17 protein-coding genes and 2 tRNA genes are annotated in these 17,703 nt (G+C 58.9%); 10 read left to right on the plus strand and 9 right to left on the minus strand.

The window, feature by feature from the left end; genetic code table 11:
• Positions 1 to 126 precede the first annotated feature (126 nt).
• From ACC569_RS02800 to ACC569_RS02810, 3 genes are all read left to right on the plus strand, one after another.
• Positions 127 to 555, plus strand: a complete 429-nt coding sequence (locus ACC569_RS02800) for a hypothetical protein (RefSeq protein ID WP_372521979.1) — start codon at positions 127 to 129, stop codon at positions 553 to 555.
• Between the two features lie 39 nt (positions 556 to 594).
• Complete coding sequence (locus ACC569_RS02805; RefSeq protein WP_372521980.1) at positions 595 to 918, plus strand: EthD family reductase; 324 nt, start codon at positions 595 to 597, stop codon at positions 916 to 918.
• Between the two features lie 106 nt (positions 919 to 1,024).
• Positions 1,025 to 2,158 (plus strand): MFS transporter, encoded by a 1,134-nt coding sequence (locus tag ACC569_RS02810; protein ID WP_372521981.1) that lies wholly within the window; start codon positions 1,025 to 1,027, stop codon positions 2,156 to 2,158.
• Here the strand turns inward: ACC569_RS02810 and ACC569_RS02815 are convergent.
• Together ACC569_RS02815 and ACC569_RS02820 are read right to left on the minus strand one after the other, a co-directional pair.
• Positions 2,142 to 2,558, minus strand: coding sequence for a hypothetical protein (locus ACC569_RS02815; RefSeq protein ID WP_372521982.1), 417 nt, complete (start codon positions 2,556 to 2,558; stop codon positions 2,142 to 2,144). The two genes, ACC569_RS02810 and ACC569_RS02815, sit on opposite strands and share 17 nt — an antisense overlap.
• 1 nt (position 2,559) lies before the next feature.
• Positions 2,560 to 3,429: a LysR family transcriptional regulator gene (locus tag ACC569_RS02820; protein ID WP_372521983.1), complete on the minus strand. Its 870-nt coding sequence runs from the start codon at positions 3,427 to 3,429 to the stop codon at positions 2,560 to 2,562.
• A 93-nt stretch (positions 3,430 to 3,522) separates the two neighbouring features.
• Here ACC569_RS02820 and leuC point away from each other — a divergent pair, with 93 nt between their 5' ends.
• From leuC to ACC569_RS02845, 5 genes are all read left to right on the plus strand, one after another.
• Entirely contained in the window at positions 3,523 to 4,929 is a 1,407-nt protein-coding gene (gene leuC / locus ACC569_RS02825; RefSeq protein ID WP_372521984.1) for a 3-isopropylmalate dehydratase large subunit, read from the plus strand.
• Entirely contained in the window at positions 4,929 to 5,570 is a 642-nt protein-coding gene (gene leuD / locus ACC569_RS02830; RefSeq protein ID WP_372521985.1) for a 3-isopropylmalate dehydratase small subunit, read from the plus strand. The genes leuC and leuD overlap by 1 nt, the downstream gene beginning before the upstream one ends.
• Positions 5,571 to 5,673: 103 nt before the next feature.
• Positions 5,674 to 6,747, plus strand: coding sequence for a 3-isopropylmalate dehydrogenase (gene leuB, locus ACC569_RS02835; RefSeq protein ID WP_372521986.1), 1,074 nt, complete (start codon positions 5,674 to 5,676; stop codon positions 6,745 to 6,747).
• A 158-nt stretch (positions 6,748 to 6,905) separates the two neighbouring features.
• The gene (gene asd / locus ACC569_RS02840; protein ID WP_372521996.1) at positions 6,906 to 8,021 is read left to right on the plus strand and encodes an aspartate-semialdehyde dehydrogenase; all 1,116 of its coding nucleotides are present in this window, start codon (positions 6,906 to 6,908) and stop codon (positions 8,019 to 8,021) included.
• Between the two features lie 356 nt (positions 8,022 to 8,377).
• Positions 8,378 to 11,281, plus strand: coding sequence for a FimV/HubP family polar landmark protein (locus ACC569_RS02845; RefSeq protein WP_372521987.1), 2,904 nt, complete (start codon positions 8,378 to 8,380; stop codon positions 11,279 to 11,281).
• A gap of 8 nt (positions 11,282 to 11,289) precedes the next feature.
• Here the strand turns inward: ACC569_RS02845 and ACC569_RS02850 are convergent, their stop codons facing one another.
• From ACC569_RS02850 to folD, 7 genes are all read right to left on the minus strand, one after another.
• Positions 11,290 to 11,970 (minus strand): hypothetical protein, encoded by a 681-nt coding sequence (locus ACC569_RS02850; RefSeq protein ID WP_372521988.1) that lies wholly within the window; start codon positions 11,968 to 11,970, stop codon positions 11,290 to 11,292.
• On the minus strand, positions 11,967 to 12,464 hold the full coding sequence (locus ACC569_RS02855; protein ID WP_372521989.1) for a dihydrofolate reductase: 498 nt from the start codon (positions 12,462 to 12,464) through the stop codon (positions 11,967 to 11,969). Before ACC569_RS02855 ends, ACC569_RS02850 begins: the two co-directional genes overlap by 4 nt.
• An 83-nt stretch (positions 12,465 to 12,547) precedes the next feature.
• Positions 12,548 to 13,342 carry a thymidylate synthase gene (locus ACC569_RS02860; protein ID WP_372521990.1) on the minus strand — a complete coding sequence of 265 codons (795 nt, stop codon included), beginning with the start codon at positions 13,340 to 13,342 and terminating at the stop codon, positions 12,548 to 12,550.
• A 132-nt stretch (positions 13,343 to 13,474) separates the two neighbouring features.
• Positions 13,475 to 14,179 (minus strand): rhomboid family intramembrane serine protease, encoded by a 705-nt coding sequence (locus tag ACC569_RS02865; protein WP_372521991.1) that lies wholly within the window; start codon positions 14,177 to 14,179, stop codon positions 13,475 to 13,477.
• Entirely contained in the window at positions 14,176 to 15,000 is an 825-nt protein-coding gene (locus ACC569_RS02870) for a zinc-dependent peptidase (protein ID WP_372521992.1), read from the minus strand. Before ACC569_RS02870 ends, ACC569_RS02865 begins: the two co-directional genes overlap by 4 nt.
• Entirely contained in the window at positions 14,984 to 16,363 is a 1,380-nt protein-coding gene (locus ACC569_RS02875; protein WP_372521993.1) for a glucose-6-phosphate isomerase, read from the minus strand. The genes ACC569_RS02870 and ACC569_RS02875 overlap by 17 nt, the downstream gene beginning before the upstream one ends.
• A gap of 50 nt (positions 16,364 to 16,413) precedes the next feature.
• Positions 16,414 to 17,274 carry a bifunctional methylenetetrahydrofolate dehydrogenase/methenyltetrahydrofolate cyclohydrolase FolD gene (gene folD / locus ACC569_RS02880; protein WP_372521994.1) on the minus strand — a complete coding sequence of 287 codons (861 nt, stop codon included), beginning with the start codon at positions 17,272 to 17,274 and terminating at the stop codon, positions 16,414 to 16,416.
• 223 nt (positions 17,275 to 17,497) lie between these two features.
• Between folD and ACC569_RS02885 the strand changes: the two genes are divergently transcribed.
• Positions 17,498 to 17,574, plus strand: a tRNA-Pro gene (locus ACC569_RS02885).
• Between the two features lie 55 nt (positions 17,575 to 17,629).
• Positions 17,630 to 17,702: transfer RNA gene (locus tag ACC569_RS02890), tRNA-Arg, on the plus strand.
• The last annotated feature ends 1 nt before the right edge of the window (position 17,703 follow it).

Here is a 17,703-nt window from a genome sequence, read left to right on the forward strand (position 1 = left end):
GTCGCACTAAAATCGCGCAGCGTATGAAATATAAAGGGCCAGAAGAATATATTGCACTGACATACAGCATTATGTCGCTTTATAAAGCGACAATTAGGTCGTCTACTTCTAGTTAGAGGGCATAAAATGCCACGAGTGAAGGTCGTTATATTTCTGATACTTCTTTTCTCTGTCGTGCTGTCGGCAGTGGCTGCCGGTCCCGAACGTTCCAAAGGCATTTCTCTGCATATGTTGCCCAAGCAAGTCGCAGAGATTGGCGATCAGAAATGGGGCTTCGTTGTAACATATGCAGACTATCTAAAGCCGGAACAAGCACAACCTGTACTGCAATCCACCGCAGAGCTTCTGGCCTTCGTAAGGAAACAAGACAAGAATGTCCGGGACCACGGAGTCTGGATAGTAACTACACATCCCGATGCATACTCTGAATCGGAGAAACTTCTGCTTGAAGATATCAAGACCCTCTGTCGTAAGGAGAGAATCCCTTTATTTATTGTACGCGGCTCGCAACTGCCAAATGGCTGGCGGCGTTATGACAATGCCCCTAATAACTAATCAAAGGGTCCAGGCTCGATTTCCTCATAAGGAGAAGCGATGTTTAATATTTCAAGTATCTACCCAAAGAAAGAAGGATATCGATTCGATTTTGATTATTACTTAAATACGCATATGCCTATGTCCATCGAAAGGCTGTCCAAGGCAAAAGGGTTCAAGGGGGTGTCTGTCGAGCGCGGCGTGGATGTCGACGAGCCGAGAATAGAATCCTCCTACGTGGCTATGTGTCATTATTATTTTGATTCACTGGAAAATTTCATGTCGGCCTTCATGCCACATGCGGAAGAACTGCAAGGAGACATCGCGAACTATACAAACATCCAACCGATTATTCAGATAAATGAAGTCAAAATTACAAGGTGATCACATACGCAACTTTCGGGGAATGATTCAATCTATCCCGTTCCCTCTGATTCAAATTACCGTCTCAATGAGTCTCTCGTGATTGAAGCCAGTAGTTTCTAACCCAATGCCATACTGGCGCCTTTCCGGATTTTATTTTTTCTATTTCGCCACGCTCGGCGTGCTGGTGCCGTACTGGGGACTGTATCTCCAGTCCGTCGGTTTCACGCCGGTGGACATCGGCAATCTGATCGCGATCCTGATGTTCTCGCGCATCGTGGCGCCGATGGTGTGGGCCTGGATCGCCGATCACCGCGAATCGCGCATGGCGGTGGTGCGGCTGGCGTCGTTTCTCACGATCGTAGCCTTCAGTGGCGCGTTCTTCGGTTCGTCGTTCTGGTGGCTGGCGGCGGTGATGCTGTTGTTCAGTTTTTTCTGGCACGCCTCGTTGCCGCTGCTCGAAGTGTTCGTCATGCGCCACACCGCTTCGCGTCCAGGCGCCTACGGGCGCGTGCGGATGTGGGGTTCGATCGGTTTCATCGTCGCGGTGACCGCGCTCGGGCCGGTGATCGACGCGCACGGTCCGTGGTGGGTGCTGCCGGCGTTGCTGACGATGATGCTCGGCATCGGGGCGTTCAGCCTGACGCTGCCGGAGTCCGAGATGAAAGGTGCGGTGGAACATCCGGGGTCGTTCCGTCAGGCGCTGCTGCGTCCCGAAGTGTTCGCGTTTCTGCTCGCCTGTCTGCTGATGCAGATCAGCCACGGGCCGTACTACACCTTCTATTCGATTTATCTTGAAGGTTATGGCTATTCGAAGACGCTGATCGGTCTGCTGTGGGCGTTCGCAGTGCTATGCGAGATCGGCGTGTTTCTCGTGATGCAGCGCTTGCTCACGCGCGTGGCGCTACGCGCCGTTTTGATCGCCAGCTTTTTCCTTGCCGCCGTGCGCTGGCTGTTGATCGGCCATTATCCAGAGAGCCTCGCCGTGCTTGTGTTGGCGCAGACGCTGCACGCCGCGACCTTCGGGAGTTTCCATGCGACGGCGATGCAGCTGGTGCATCGGTTCTTTACGGGGAAGCATCAGCATCGTGGGCAGGCGATCTATGGAAGCCTGAGCTTCGGCATCGGCGGGGCAGTGGGGAGTTTCTACAGCGGTCACACTTGGGTGACGCTGGGTCCGACGGTTACTTTCAATATTGCCGCCGCGAGCGCGGGGCTGGCGTTTCTTGTCGCTTGGTTTCTGATTAAGCCAAAGACTTGAGATAGCGCTGCCGCCGATAGGCCGACAGCAGGATGATTTCGGCGGTGCGCCGGATCGGCGCGATGGGTTTGATGGGCGCCTTGGTATCCGCGAAGATTTCATTCAGCGCGGCTCCCAGATCGTCGAGCAATCGGTAGAGATCCACGTCCGTCGCCGTCGAGCGCAATGCCTCCTGGCGGATCGGCGCGAGGGCCTGAAGGGTCTTATCCAGATTGACCGGATCGGTCAGTCGGCGGCAGGCATTCGACACGTAAATCGCGCGCGCCAGACCCGTCATCATGTCGTGATGCAGCGGGCTGCCCTCGAAAATATTCTTGATGGTCGTCGCCGCCGGGTTCACCGGGAACTGGTGAGAGCCCAGGTGTTCTTCCAGCTGCGACAGTAATTCCTTGAAGTTCATTTCAATGTGTTTCCCGAATGATTCGTATCATCGCCTGACCGGCGTTGGAGAGGGTGCGCCTTTCGTGGGTCACAATCCCCAATTCACGTCGTATCTCCCTTTTTTCAATCTGGACCACTTTCAGCCCTTCGTCAATCATAGTCCGTGGCAAGGCACTCCACCCGAGGCCGATGGCGGCAAGCATTTTGAGCACTTCCAGGTAATTGGTGGCCATGCCTACCTGGATCCGGTCGCGCAGCGGGCCAAAGCTATTGAGAATGATTTCGCGGGTGTAGGTTCCGAGACCGGGCAGAATCGCCGGATAATCCAGCAGCATCGCGGCTTGTACCCGTTTCACCTGTGCCAGCGGATGGCTCCGGCTGACGACGATATCCAGCGGATCGTCCCAGATTTTCTCGACCCGCAATGGCGGCTCCGCCGACGGCGGCAAGGTGACGACCGCCAGCTCCAGTTCGCCTCTGGCGACGGCATTACAGGCTTTTTCCGAATCCATGAAGTGCAGATTCAATCGTACTTGTGTGTAGGTTTCGTGAAACCGCTTGAGTGGCCCCGGGAGACGGTGCAGGCCGATATGATGACTGGTCGCAATCGAAAGCTCACCGGCAATAGTGCCGGAGAGGTTGGTAATGTCGCGTTTGATGTCTTCCAATTCGCCCAACACGGCGCGGGTGCGCAACAACAGCGCCTCGCCGGCTGGTGTGAGGTGAATCTTGCGCCCGACGCGGTCAAACAGGCGCGCGCCGATATCCTGTTCCAGCGCGGCGATGCGCTTGCTGACGGCCGGCTGGGTCAGAAAGATGCGCTCAGCCGCACGGGAAAATGACCCCGATTCGGCAACGGCGATGAAGGCTTGGAGGGCTGATATATCCATAACTGTAAAGAATAGAATATATGATAAACATGAATTTGTGTTATTTATATATCATGCCTAAGATCTACGCAATTCATTGAGCAGTTGGCCGTCATGACCGGGAAAACACTTTACGACAAGCTCTGGGATGCGCATGTGGTGCGCCGCAACGACGACGGCACCTGCCTCATTTATATCGACCGTCACCTGGTGCACGAGGTGACGAGCCCGCAGGCCTTCGAGGGGCTCAGGCTCGCGGGACGCAAGCTGTGGCGGGTGGACGCCAATCTAGCGACCGCCGATCACAATGTGCCGACGACCCACCGCAATCGCGGCATCGCCGACCCGGTATCGCGGCTGCAGGTCGAGACGCTCGATCAAAATTGCCATGACTTGGGTATTACGGAGTTCGGCATGAACGATTCCCGCCAGGGGATCGTGCACGTGATCGGACCGGAACAGGGCGCGACCTTGCCGGGCATGACCGTGGTGTGCGGCGATTCACATACCTCGACGCATGGTGCCTTCGGCGCGCTCGCTTTCGGCATCGGCACTTCCGAGGTGGAGCACGTGCTCGCGACGCAATGCCTGATCCTCAAGAAAGCGAAGAACATGCGCGTGCGCGTGGACGGTAATCTCCCGGCAGGCGTGACCGCCAAGGACATCGTGCTCGCGATTATTGGCAAAATCGGTACTGCCGGGGGCACGGGGCAGGCGATTGAATTCGCCGGCTCGGCGATCGAACAGCTCTCGGTCGAGGGACGCATGACGGTGTGCAACATGTCCATCGAGGCCGGCGCGCGCGCCGGCATGATCGCGGTGGACGACAAAACGATTGAATATTTCCGCGGACGTCCGTATGCGCCGAAAGCCGGACAATGGGACATGGCGGCGAAAGCCTGGCGTGAATTCAAAAGCGATTCGAACGCCAAGTTCGATAAAGAGGTGGCGCTCAAGGCGGTGGATATCAAACCGCAAGTAACCTGGGGCACGTCACCCGAGATGGTGGTGCCGGTGGACGGCGCGGTGCCCGATCCGGAAAAAGAAGCCGACGCCGTCCGGCGCGCCGGGATACAACAGGCGCTCAAGTACATGGGGCTGAAACCTGGCACGTTGATTCGCGATATTCACCTCGACAAGATTTTCATCGGCTCCTGCACCAATTCGCGCATCGAGGATTTGCGCGCCGCCGCCGGTATCGTGCAAGGCAAAAAAGTGGCCAAGAGCATCAAGCTCGCCATGGTGGTGCCGGGCTCCGGTCTGGTGAAGGCGCAGGCGGAGAAGGAAGGCCTGGATAAAATTTTCCGGGACGCCGGTTTCGAGTGGCGTGAGCCGGGTTGTTCGATGTGCCTGGCGATGAACGCCGACCGGCTCGAACCGGGCGAACGCTGCGCCTCGACGTCGAACCGCAATTTCGAAGGACGCCAGGGGGCCGGCGGCCGTTCGCACCTCGTGAGCCCGGCGATGGCGGCGGCCGCGGCGATCGCGGGACATTTTGTCGACGTGCGGGAGATACGCTGATGCAGAAATTCGAAAAGTTGAACGGACTTGTCATGCCGCTGGACCGTGCCAATGTCGACACCGATGCGATCATTCCCAAGCAATATTTGAAGTCGATCAAGCGCACCGGTTTCGGGCCGAGCTTGTTCGATGACTCGCGCTATCTCGATCCGGGCGAGCCGGGTATGGATCACGGCAAGCGCCGCATCAACCCGGATTTCGTGCTCAATCAGCCGCGTTACCAGGGCGCGCAGATACTGCTGGCGCGCGATAACTTCGGTTGCGGGTCCTCGCGCGAACATGCCCCGTGGGCGCTCATGGATTACGGGTTCCGGGTTATCATTGCGCCAAGCTACGCCGATATCTTCTACAACAACAGCATCAAGAACGGCCTGTTGCCGATCGTGCTGGAGCGCGACGCCGTGGATCGCCTATTTCGCGAGACCGAAGCGGCGCCGGGTTACCGGCTGGCCGTGGACCTCGTCGTGCAAACGGTGACGACGCCCTCGGGCGCCGTGTTCAAGTTCGAGATTGACGCGTTTCGCAAGCACTGCCTGTTGAATGGCCTCGACGATATCGGGCTGACGCTGCAGCACGCGGATGAGATTCGCGCCTACGAGGCGCGACACCGGCAGGAAGCGCCGTGGCTGTTTGAAGGATAATTGATTTTGAACCGCCCAGGACGCCAAGAAAGGCATGAATGAAATTTTTTAGAAATCTTGGAGTTCTTGACGGTTCAGACTTATAACTTTTTTGGGCTGAGAAATGATTAAAAAAATTGCAGTGCTTCCCGGCGACGGCATTGGACCGGAGGTAGTGGCCGAAGCGGTCAAGATTATCGAGCGTTTACGCCGTGATTTCGGCCTGAAAATCGAGACGGAAACCGCTCCGGTGGGCGGCACGGCTTACGATCTGCACAAGCACCCGCTGCCGGAAGCGACGCTGAAGTTGGCCAGGAACGCGGATGCCGTGCTGCTGGGCGCGGTCGGCGGCGTGAAATGGGATACCTTGCCGCGCGAGCTGCGCCCGGAGAAGGCCCTGCTAGGCCTGCGTTCCGAGCTCAAGCTGTTTGCCAACCTGCGTCCCGCGATTCTCTATCCGCAACTGGCCTCGGCTTCGACCCTGAAGCCCGAGGTGGTCGCGGGGCTTGATCTGTTGATCGTGCGCGAGCTGACCGGAGACATCTATTTCGGCGAACCGCGCGGCGTGCGCACGCTCGCGAACGGCGAGCGTCAGGGGTTCAACACCATGGTGTATGCCGAGCACGAGGTGGAGCGCGTGACGCGGGTGGCCTTCGAAGCCGCGCGCAAGCGCCGCAAGAAACTCTGCTCAGTGGATAAGGCCAACGTACTGGAAACATCGGGCCTGTGGCGCGAAGTGGTCATCCGGGTCGCCAGGGATTATCCTGACATCGAGCTGAGCCACATGTACGTGGACAATGCGGCGATGCAGCTGGTGCGCGCGCCCAAGCAGTTCGACGTGATCGTCACCGGCAACATTTTCGGCGATATCCTGTCGGACGAGGCATCGATGCTGACGGGTTCGATCGGCATGCTGCCGTCGGCCTCGCTCGATGCGGCGAACAAAGGCATGTACGAACCGATTCACGGCTCCGCTCCGGACATCGCCGGCAAAGGCATTGCGAACCCCCTGGCGACGATTCTTTCGGCGGCGATGATGTTGCGCTACACGCTCAATGAACCGGCCCTGGCGGACAGAATCGAACGCGCGGTATCAAAGGTGCTCGATCAAGGATTGCGCACGGGCGATATTCATACCGAGGGGACGAAGAAGGTTGGTACGTCCGAGATGGGTGATGCCGTGGTAAAGGTTTTATAAGACATATAACCGCCAAGGGTGAGGCGGAGTTTTCGCGAATGTTCGGTGAACATTCGCGCCGCCGAACGGGTGCAGCGGGTTTTGTTGCACCCCGGGCCGCAACATAATAGTCCTTGGCGTCCTTGGCGGTTCAAGTTTTTATATTATGAGGTGAAATGATGAAGCGGGTAGGTCTGGTAGGTTGGCGTGGCATGGTGGGCTCGGTGCTCATGGGCCGCATGCAGGAAGAACGCGACTTCGATCACATCGAGCCGGTGTTCTTCACCACGTCGAACGTGGGCGGCAAGGGCCCGACTATCGGCAAGGACGTGCCCGCGCTCAAGGACGCGAAGAATATCAATGAACTGAAGGCGATGGACATCATTATCACCTGTCAGGGCGGCGAATATACTTCCGAAATTTTCCCCCAGCTGCGCGCCGCGGGCTGGAAAGGTTACTGGATTGACGCCGCTTCGGCGCTGCGCATGAACGATGACGCCGTTATCATTCTCGATCCGGTGAATCTCGGAGTCATCAAAGATGCGCTGGCCAAAGGCGTGAAGAATTATATCGGTGGCAACTGCACCGTGAGTCTGATGCTCATGGCGCTGGGCGCTTTGTTTCAGAAAGGTTACGTCGAATGGTTGTCTGTCATGACGTACCAGGCCGCTTCCGGTGCCGGGGCGCAGAACATGCGCGAACTATTGCAGCAGATGGGGGCAGCCCATGCCGCCGCGAAAAATTTTCTGGCCAATCCCGCCTCCGCGATTCTGGCGATCGACAAGACCGTGGCCGACACGATCCGCAGTCCGGATTTTCCGACTCAGCACTTCGGCGTCCCGCTCGCGGGCAGTCTCATTCCGTGGATCGACAAGGAACTGCCCAGCGGCCAGAGCCGTGAGGAGTGGAAAGGGCAGGCCGAGACCAACAAGATTCTCGGGCGCAGCGACAAACCGGTTCCCGTGGACGGCATCTGCGTGCGCATCGGCGCGATGCGCTGTCACAGTCAGGCGTTCACCATCAAGCTGACCAAGGACATCCCGCTTGATGAAATCGAGGGGATGATCAAAGCTTCCAGCCAATGGGTGAAAGTGGTGCCGAACCAGCGCGAGGTCACCTTGAAGGAACTCACTCCGGCGGCGGTTACGGGCACGCTGACGGTTCCGGTGGGGCGCTTGCGCAAGCTTAATATGGGCAGCCAGTACCTGGGGGCCTTTACCGTGGGCGACCAGCTGTTGTGGGGTGCCGCGGAGCCGCTGCGTCGAATGCTGCGAATACTGCTGGAATTCAAGTAAAACCACGATTTCCTGCCACCCCGTGACCGCACCGGCATGGGTATATTGATGTCGACAATGACACCGACTATAAAAAAAGGAGGGGCAAATCACGCCAATTCGTGAGTGACGGTGCCTGAAATAGCATTGGTCGCCACACGAAAAAAGGCGCGTTTCTCTGCCTTATTCAGGGGTGAAAAGAGGATTTCCCGTTCATGGAATATCTGGTAAAAAACCATCTGTACGCTATAGTTAGTTGAGATTTGTAAAGAGTATTGCTATTTACTTACATAAGTCCCGGTCTTATAACGGTTTTAGGATAAGGAAGCCCGTTGAATACAAAAGGGGTGAAAAGGATGTTTCGGAACAGGAGGGGAATGACGCTGGCATGGCGATGGATGATTGTGGGAATGGTGGCACTCTTCCCGATAACCAGTCATGCGCTGGCGCTTGGCAAGCTCAAGGTTTTCTCGGCGCTTAATGAACCACTCAATGCCGAGATCGAATTCACTTCCGCCACCGAAAAGGAATTGAAAGGCCTCGCTGTCTCACTGGCCTCGCGCGCTGATTTCGATGCCGCGGGCGTTGATCGTCTGCCGCTTCTCTCTCAGATAAAATTCATCGTCGCGAAGCGGACGGACGGCCGGCATTTTCTCGAACTTCGCACCGATCAACAATTAGATGAGCCGTTCCTGCATTTGCTTTTGCAGATCGAGTGGCCGGGGGGACGGTTGGTGCGCGAATACACCGCGCTGATCGATCCACCCTACAAGATTTCAGGCAAGGCCGCTCCTGTTGAAGCGCCCACGATACCTGTGCCGGCACCTGTCCCTGAGCTCGCGATACAGCCGCCGGCGCCTCCCGTCCCGGCTGCTGAAGTTCCTCCGCCCGAAGCTCCGCAGACCGCCGAGGTACCGAAAGAAGAAACGCCGGTGATGGCGAAACCGGAAGAAGCCAAGCCCCCGGAGGAAGCAAAAGCGGAGCAGATTCCTCCCAAGGAAGAGGTCGCGAAGGAAGCACCACCGGCGGAAGCAGCGCCGGAAGAAATGAAACTTGCGCCACCGGAAGTGGCCCAAGGCGCTGCCCCGCAGGAACCAGCCGCTCCCACCGTAGAACCCCTGGAAGCTGCCTCAAAGGCGGAGCCCGCGCCCGCGCCTGAAGCGCAGCCGCCAGCCGCGCCGGAGACACAACCGGCACCCGCCACCGTGTGGGCGGCGATGCCGGAATACAGCGTCAAGAAAGGCGACACAATGTGGCGCGTTGCTGAAAAAGCGCGTGGCGACAATAAGGACACGAGTGTCGAGCAGGTCATGCTCGCTATTTATCGCACCAATAAAAACGCTTTCTTCGGTCACAACGTCAACAATCTCAAGGCGGGAAAGATACTGAAGATGCCCGAGCGTGAAGAGGTGAATGCCGTTACCTCTCCCCAGGCGCGGCGCGAGTTTCGCGCCCAATACGACGCCTGGCAGGAATACAAGCTCAAGCTGGCCAGCGCCAGCGGCGCCATCAAGGTGACGGAAACACCTGAAGCAGCTACCCCGAAGGCGGCGGAGCAGCCGGTCGTGAAACCCGCGATGCCGGAACCGGCCAAGAAGCCCGAAATCAAGGCAGCGACACCGGCGCCGACGGCAGCCGACAAAGGCAAACAGGATGAGCTGCTCAAGATCGTGCGCAGCACGCTGCAGCAGGAGAAGAGCACACCGGACAAGAAGGTGTCGGAAAAGGAATCCGCCAAGGAGGCCACGGCTCGGGAGCGCCAGGCGCTAGCCGATCGTGCCGCCACACTGGAAGAGTCTCTCGAATCCAAACGGCTCGAGAACAAGGATCTGACTGATAAGGTCGGGCTGGTACGTTCGCAGCTCAAGAAAGAATCGCGCCTGATCGAACTCGAAAGCCAGAGCCTTGCCCAGCAGCAGATGAAGGCTCCGGAGCAGAAAGTCGCGGAAGCCAAACCGGCCGAACCCGTGGCGAAGCCGGCGGAAAAACCCGTCGAGAAGCCGGTAGCCGCCAAGCCAGAGGAAAAGATCAAGGCTGAAGCTCTGCCACCCGTAGCCAAACCGGCGCCGGCTGCGCCGAAAAAGAAAGCACCGGCGGCACCGGCTCCCAAGGTAGAGAAGGATTTCCTGGCCACCCTGCTGGAGGCTATGCAGAGCGACCTGCTAATGCCGGTGGTTATCGGCATTGCCGTATTGTTGAGCGGTGGCATCGCGCTTGTGTATTTCCGCCGTCGCCAGAAATCCATCGCTGAGTTCGAGGAAAGCATTCTTTCTGCCGATGCCATCAGTACCGAGCAGCCGGCGACCACTGGCACCGTGCCCGGCCAGCCCGCCGCCGCGACCACCGGTGGTGACACGTCGTTCCTCAGTGACTTCAGTCAGGGTGGCATGGGCAACATCCATACCGACGAGGTTGACCCGGTGGCCGAGGCCGAGGTCTATCTCGCCTACGGGCGCGATGAAACGGCCGAGGAGATTCTCAAGGAAGCGATGGTCAAGAACCCGGACCGTCAGGAACTCAAACTCAAGCTGCTTGAGATTTATCATCAGCGCAATGATGTTGCGGCGTTCGAGACTCTGGCCGAGGAGCTTTACGCGGCACTGGGCGGCCGCGGCGGCAAGATATGGGAAAAGGTCGAAGAGATGGGTCGCAAGCTCAACCCGGAGAACCCGATGTTCCGCGGTGGCGCACCGGCCAAGGCATCTTCATCAGCGTCGGCGACTCAAGCCGCCGTTCCTGCCGCCAAAACATCGGCGTCATCCGCCGTCATGGGCGCGGGCATTCCCCGTGACCGGGAGCCACCCGCCACCAAACCGAAAACGGAAACGGCCGGAGATTTTGATTTTGACATGGGATCTCCCGTAGGCGATTTTGCCGCCACCATGCCGCCATCGGATGCCAAGGCGGGAGCGGAGACGAGTTTCGAATCGCTCGACCTGGGCACCGCAGCAGACAATGCGATCAATTTTGACAATGGTGGCAAAGATGAAGCCGCCGCGGGATTTGAAGTTGGCGCGCCAAGCGTTGCTGCGCCCGCTGGTAATGATATCAAATGGGAACCGGCTGCCGCCCCTGAAGTCGTTCTTGATGCGACACCGCCTGCTGGCGAAAGCCAGGCCTCGGCACAGTGGGACGAGACCGCGACGAAGCTCGATCTGGCCAAGGCCTACATCGACATGGGCGACGCCGAAGGGGCGCGCAGCATCCTGCAGGAAGTGATGACCGAAGGCAACGAGTCGCAGAAGAAGCAGGCCCAGGATTTGTCGGCTCAGATCGCCTGAATTGCCGTTCAGTAGCGTCGTTTGAAATAAATCTCTCCACCACGGGTCAGTCCCAATCTGACCTCGATGCCGACATAACCGTCCGGGTCCGTGTTCAGGTCCAGTCCAAGGAAACCGCCGCCACGTGCGGCGCGGCTGATGGTTGTCGTGCGGTTGACCGTTCCGCTGACGCGTTCCTCGCCGTCGATGCGACCATAACTTCCTCCGCCATAGAAACGGAAATTTTGCGTGAGTGAAATAATCGCTCCCAGCTGCGCCTGCGGTTGCGACCAGTCGATGACTACGGTTTGGGCGTCACTCTTGTTGTCGACTTTCTGGTAGGTGTAGTCGAAAGCGTAAAACAGCGATTCATGCCGGCTCTCGAGAATGACGCCGTACAGCGAAAATCCGGCGTGGAATCCATTGAGCTCCATGCCGGCGGTGACTGGGTTACCCGTCTGAGTGACGTAGGCGTAGCCGCCGTACATGCCTAGCGTCACACGTTGACCGGCTTTTTCGCGCAACGAGAGGCCGATCCAGCGGCTGGTGGTATCGTAGGATCGGTCGCCGTAATCCAGCGGCATCTTGGCGCTCGTGAAGCGCAGCGACAGATCCGGGCCCCTCCCGGGTTCGTCCGGTACCAAAGGCCCCGCCGCTTCTGCCAGAACGGGCATGATCATCAGTAACCCCAGGAGCGCGCGCCGCGTCATGCCGGTTTTTTCCTGTCGTACACCAGAAACGTGCAGGCGTGAGGATTCTTTTCGTCCGGTTCATGCCGCTCGCGGCTGATCTCCTGCCAATGACCTTGATCGAATGGCGGAAAATAGGTATCGCCGGGGATGTGGGCATGGACCAGCGTCAGGTACAGCCGGTCAGCGTGTTCGAGCGCTTGGCGGTAGATTTCCGCGCCACCGATGACAAAAACCTCCGGGTCGTTTTGTGCCGACGCCAGCGCGTCTTCGATGGAATGCCTCACGAGACAGCCCGGCGCGCGGTACGATGGGTTACGCGTGACGACGATATTGGTGCGATCCGGCAGCGGTTTGCCGATCGATTCGTAGTTCCGGCGTCCCATGATGACATGATGGCCGGTGGTGACCCGGCGGAAATGCTTGAGGTCCGCTGGCAGCCGCCATGGGAGCGTGTTGTTGACACCGATGACACGATTTTCGGATAGCGCGGCGATAATGGAAACGCGTGACATGCGAGTGAAAAGTTAAAAATGTAAAGTGTAAAGTTTGAAAAACGGATAATTTTTCACTTTTCACTCTACGCTTTTCACTGGTCTTAGACCGCCACCGACGCCTTGATGGAAGGGTGCGGATCGTAGTTCAGCAATTCGAAATCGTTGAAGTCGAAATCGAACAGCGAGGTTTTTTCCGGATTGAGGCGCATGCTCGGCAACGGCCTGGGCTCGCGTGCGAGCTGCGTGTGAGCCTGCTCCCGGTGATTGAGGTACAAATGTGCATCGCCGAGCGTATGCACGAACTCGCCCGGCTTGAGTCCGGTTGCCTGCGCCATCATCATGGTGAGCAGCGCGTAGGAGGCGATATTGAATGGCACGCCGAGAAAGATGTCGGCGCTGCGTTGATACAGCTGGCAGGACAAGCGCCCCTGGGCGACGTAAAACTGGAACAGGAGGTGGCAGGGCGGCAACGCCATGCGTTCGATCTCGGAGACGTTCCACGCGCTGACGATCAGCCGGCGCGAATCCGGGTTCTCGCGGATCGCACGGGTTACCTGGCTGATCTGGTCGATGTGCCGGCCATCCGGCGCGGGCCAGGAACGCCACTGGGCGCCGTATACCGGGCCGAGATCGCCGTTTTCATTCGCCCATTCGTCCCAGATTCTGACGCCGTGGTCCTTCAGATAGCGGATATTGGTGTCGCCGCGCAGGAACCACAGCAATTCGTAGATGATGGATTTGGTGTGGACCTTCTTGGTGGTGAGCAGGGGAAATCCTTGGGTCAGGTCGAAGCGCATCTGGTGGCCGAACACGCTCAGCGTGCCGGTACCGGTGCGATCGTCCTTGCGCACGCCGTGGTGCATCACGTGGCGCATCAGGTCAAGATATTGCTGCATGCTTGTTTTTTCCGATCTTCAGTAAAAAATATCACCAAGAAGTCTAACTGCCAAGGTGTCAGGGATGCCAGGAATTTGTTCGAGGCATATCCTGTTTTTCTTGGCATCTTGGCGCTTCAAATATTATTCGCCCTATTGTCTCAAATGTCGCGATGGCGCGAACAGGCGCACGTGCCGGTACTTGAAAATCGGCAGCAACGCCATGCCGGCGATGAAGCCGCCGATGTGCGCGCCGAAGGCCACGCCGCCTCCGCGTGGATCGGCGAATGCCGTACTGATCAGTTGCAGCACGAACCAGAACCCCAGCACCGCCATGGCCGGCAGATGCACGAGGCGGGTATAGAACCCTATCGGAATCAGCACCAGCACGCGGGCATGAGGATACAGCAGCAGATACGCTCCGAGCACGCCGGAGATGGCGCCGCTGGCGCCGATCATGGGAACGGTGGAATCGGTGTTGGGCAAGGCCTGGGCCAGCACTGCGGCAATCCCGCACAACAGATAAAATAGGACAAAACGCACATGACCCATGGCGTCCTCGACGTTATTGCCGAAGATCCACAGATACAGCATGTTACCGATCAGGTGCATCCAGCTGCCGTGAAGGAACATGGAGGTGAATACCGTCAGCGCAGGCGGTACCAGCGCCAGTTCCGGTGGCAGCGTTTTGCCCCCAAACAGCGCGGCCGGAATCGCACCCAGACTCAATACGGTTGCCTCGAAACTCCGGCCACCGAGTGAATTCTGCCAAAGGAAGACAAGTGAACAAACGACGATGAAGGCGATCGTCACCAGCGGTTGAATCGTGGTGGGATTGTCGTCGCGCAGGGGAATCATGCTGGCTCCCGGGACAGGTGCCGGCAGGGATCCTGGCGGTAGAAGCGCTGCAAATGTGTGTACACCGCCGGAAATTTCTCGTTGATCAGGTCGGGCGCGGTGAAAAAGGTCTCGCTCGCGACGGCAAAAAACTCCGCGGGGTCTTCGGAAGCGTAAGGGTCGATGGTATTGCCATTACCTGACTCCAATGCCGCGCAGAACCGATCGTAAGCAGCCTGAAAATCGCGCGCCCATTCGCGCCCATCCATGTCCGCGTGCAGCGGTGGGAAACCGTTGGCGTCACCGTTGAGCACATCCAGCTTGTGCGCGCATTCGTGGATCACGAGATCATGATCGTCCGGCGTCCTGTCTTCCGCACGGATGGCTTCCCAGGACAGCACCATCGGGCCGTGCGACAGCGACTGGCCGCAGAGATCCATGATCTCGCTATGCACCACGCCGTGTTCGTCCATGTATTCGTCGTGCACCCGGAAATCGCCGGGGTAGATCACGATCGATGCCCAGTCGGCGTAATAATCGAGGCCGAGGTTGAGTATGGGCAGGCAGGCGTGCAGTGCCATGCGCGTGCGCATGGCGTTCGTCACGACGAGGCCCGCCGCCCCCGAGAAAGATTTTGCGCGCAAGAGATGGTTGGAGAGATCGCGCAGCCGTTGCCGATCCGGTCCGCTCAGGGATCGTGCGTAGCGAGAAGTGCGCAGGGTTCTGGACCATGTTGCGTCGGAGATGCCGTCATGTCCGGATTGCCGGCGACGTAGCAATCCCTTCAGCCGCCCATTGACGCGAGCATTGCGTCGGGGCGCTGATTTACGCGGAGCGGCCACCGCTGAGCAACTGAATCGCTAGTTTCTTGCTCTTTTCCACGGCTGGCTGATCCAGCGGGTTGATGCCGTAGAGCAGGCCGGTGTAAACCGTGATGCGCTGATAGAGATCGATCAGCTGACCGATAACATGCTCATTGATCGCGGGCAAACGCAGGGTCATGTTGGGGTGTCCGGTCTCCGTGATGACCTGGCGTGTTGCCTGGAATTCGGCCTCGAGGACCTGGCTCATCTTTTTCCCCGCCAGATACGAAAAATATTTCCGGTTTTCCTCCGGCAGCGGGATGGAAAAATCCTGATCCCAGGAATCGAGCGCGAGGAAGGTAAATATCTTGTCGAGGCGCGATTCGAGATACATCTGCAACTGGCTGTGCTGGTCCACCGCGCCCATGGCACGCACCGGCAGCGTGCCGGCGGGCGGGCGGCCCGGCCGCGTTTCCATGCGTTTGCCCAGCGACTCGGCCCACAACTGCCGGTACCAGTCCACGATGAGTTCCAGCGGATCGGCGTAGGGCATCATGATCGACACGCGCTTGTTCTTGCTGATGTCGAAAAGATAGAACAGGGCGGCGATTTCCAGCGCCGGGTTGGCGCGGACGTCATCGGTGGCGCAGCGCCCGGCATTGTCCGCCGCGCCGGCGAGCAGTGCGCGGATATCCACGCCGGCGACGGCCAGCGGCAGCAGACCCACGGCGGTGAGCACGGAGAAACGGCCACCCACCTTGGGCGGTACCGGCAGCGACGGGAGACCCTCGCGCCCCGCCAGCTCGCGCAGCCAGCCGCTGGCAGGATCGGTGACGAGCCACTGATGCGCGCGCGACTTGTCTTTGCCGAGTTCCTTTTCGAGCCATTCGCGCAGGATCAGGTACTGGATGGCGGTCTCTACCGTCCCGCCCGACTTGCTGATGCAGATGACCCCGACTTTTTCGGCCTTCCGGCTTTGCAGGATGAATCGCAAACGGTAGGGATCGATGTTTTCCAGAAAATGCAGACTGGGCGCGGACGAATCCGGACGTACCGATGTTATGGCGTGATGCACGGCCTTGGCGCCGAGACTGGAACCGCCGATGCCGATGACGACGACATCTTCAAAACGTCTTATCTGCGCCGCCATGGCTTCGATGGAGGCCAGCGAATCGGCCATAATGGCATGCAGGTTGAGGCTGGCGAACTCCGCGTCCTCTCCGCCCCGTGATTGCGCCACCACGATCTGGTGGATGCGTCTGAGTTCCGGAGCGAGTTCTTCCATCTCCGCCGTCGTGATGCCTTCCGCGCCAACGCCATCGCGGTACAGACGCGCGCTGTCGATATGCAGTGGTTTCTGCGATGAAGTATTTTGCGGGGATGAATTATTCCGGTGGTTCACGACAGGTCATTCCTAACGGTGACAACAGGCGACATGACGGACGAATGTTATCATTGTTTCCTGTCCCGGGACTCCGCGGCTTCCAGGGTGTTCAGCAGCAGTGTCGCGACCGTCATGGGTCCCACGCCACCGGGAACCGGGGTAATCCAGCCGGCGCGCTGCCTCGCGGCGTCGAATTCCACGTCGCCAACCAGCTTGCCGTCCGGCAGCCGGTTGATGCCGACATCAATCACGATGGCCCCGGGCTTGATCCATTCGCCCTTCACCATCCCGGGTTTTCCCACCGCGACCACGAGCACGTCCGCGCGCGCGACATGCGCCGGCAGGTTGCGCGTGAACCGGTGGCAGACGGTGACGGTGCAGCCGCCGAGCAGAAGCTCGAGCGACATCGGGCGTCCCACGATATTGGACGCGCCCACGACCACGGCCTCTTTGCCTTCCAGGGATTCGCCGGTGGTCGCGAGCAGGCGCATGATGCCGTAGGGGGTGCAGGGACGCAGACGCGGGATGCGCTGCGCCAGGCGGCCGATGTTATAAGGATGAAATCCATCCACGTCCTTGGAAGGACTGATGCGCTCGATGACGGTGGTCTGGTCGATCTGTTTCGGCAGCGGCAGCTGTACCAGAATCCCGTCCACGTCGGGATGGTCATTCATCTGATCGATGAGGGACAGGAGTTTTTCCTGAGTCGCCTCGATCGGCAGGTCATAGTCGAAGGAGCAGAAACCAGCCTCGCTGCAGGCCTCGCGCTTGTTGCGCACGTAAACCTCGGAGGCGGCTTCGTGGCCGACCTTGAGGACCGCGAGCCCTGGAGGGCGTCGGCCTTCGCGCAGGCGACGGTCCACCCGTTCTTTAACATGGGCGCGTAATTCTTGTGCGATTTTCTTTCCGTCGAGGAGGCGTGCGCTCATCTTTTTTCAGGCCCGGCGCGCTCATTGCGCGGGTGCATCATCGCATGCGCCCCGGCGGTGCGCCAAGCACGACGCCTGTATTTATAGCTTATAATCATGGCAACGCCAGATTGACGGTCCCGGGGGTGGTGCGTATAGTTCCCGCCTCGCGTCGTCCGGGTGCGTCGCCGTAGGGTTTTCCGGAGACAGCTCGTGCCAGCGGCTACTGGCGTGATGCACCGATCGGGGTATAGCGCAGCCTGGTAGCGCACCTGCTTTGGGAGCAGGGTGTCGGGGGTTCAAATCCCTCTACCCCGACCAATTTTGATAATTGCGCGCAGGGGACGCTTGGGATGTAATGACGGGCGTTTTGCCGGCGCCCGTAGCTCAACGGATAGAGCACCAGCCTTCTAAGCTGGGGGTCGCAGGTTCGATTCCTGCCGGGCGCGC

The organism is Sulfuricaulis sp., from assembly GCF_041499725.1.
GTDB lineage: Bacteria > Pseudomonadota > Gammaproteobacteria > Acidiferrobacterales > Sulfurifustaceae > Sulfuricaulis.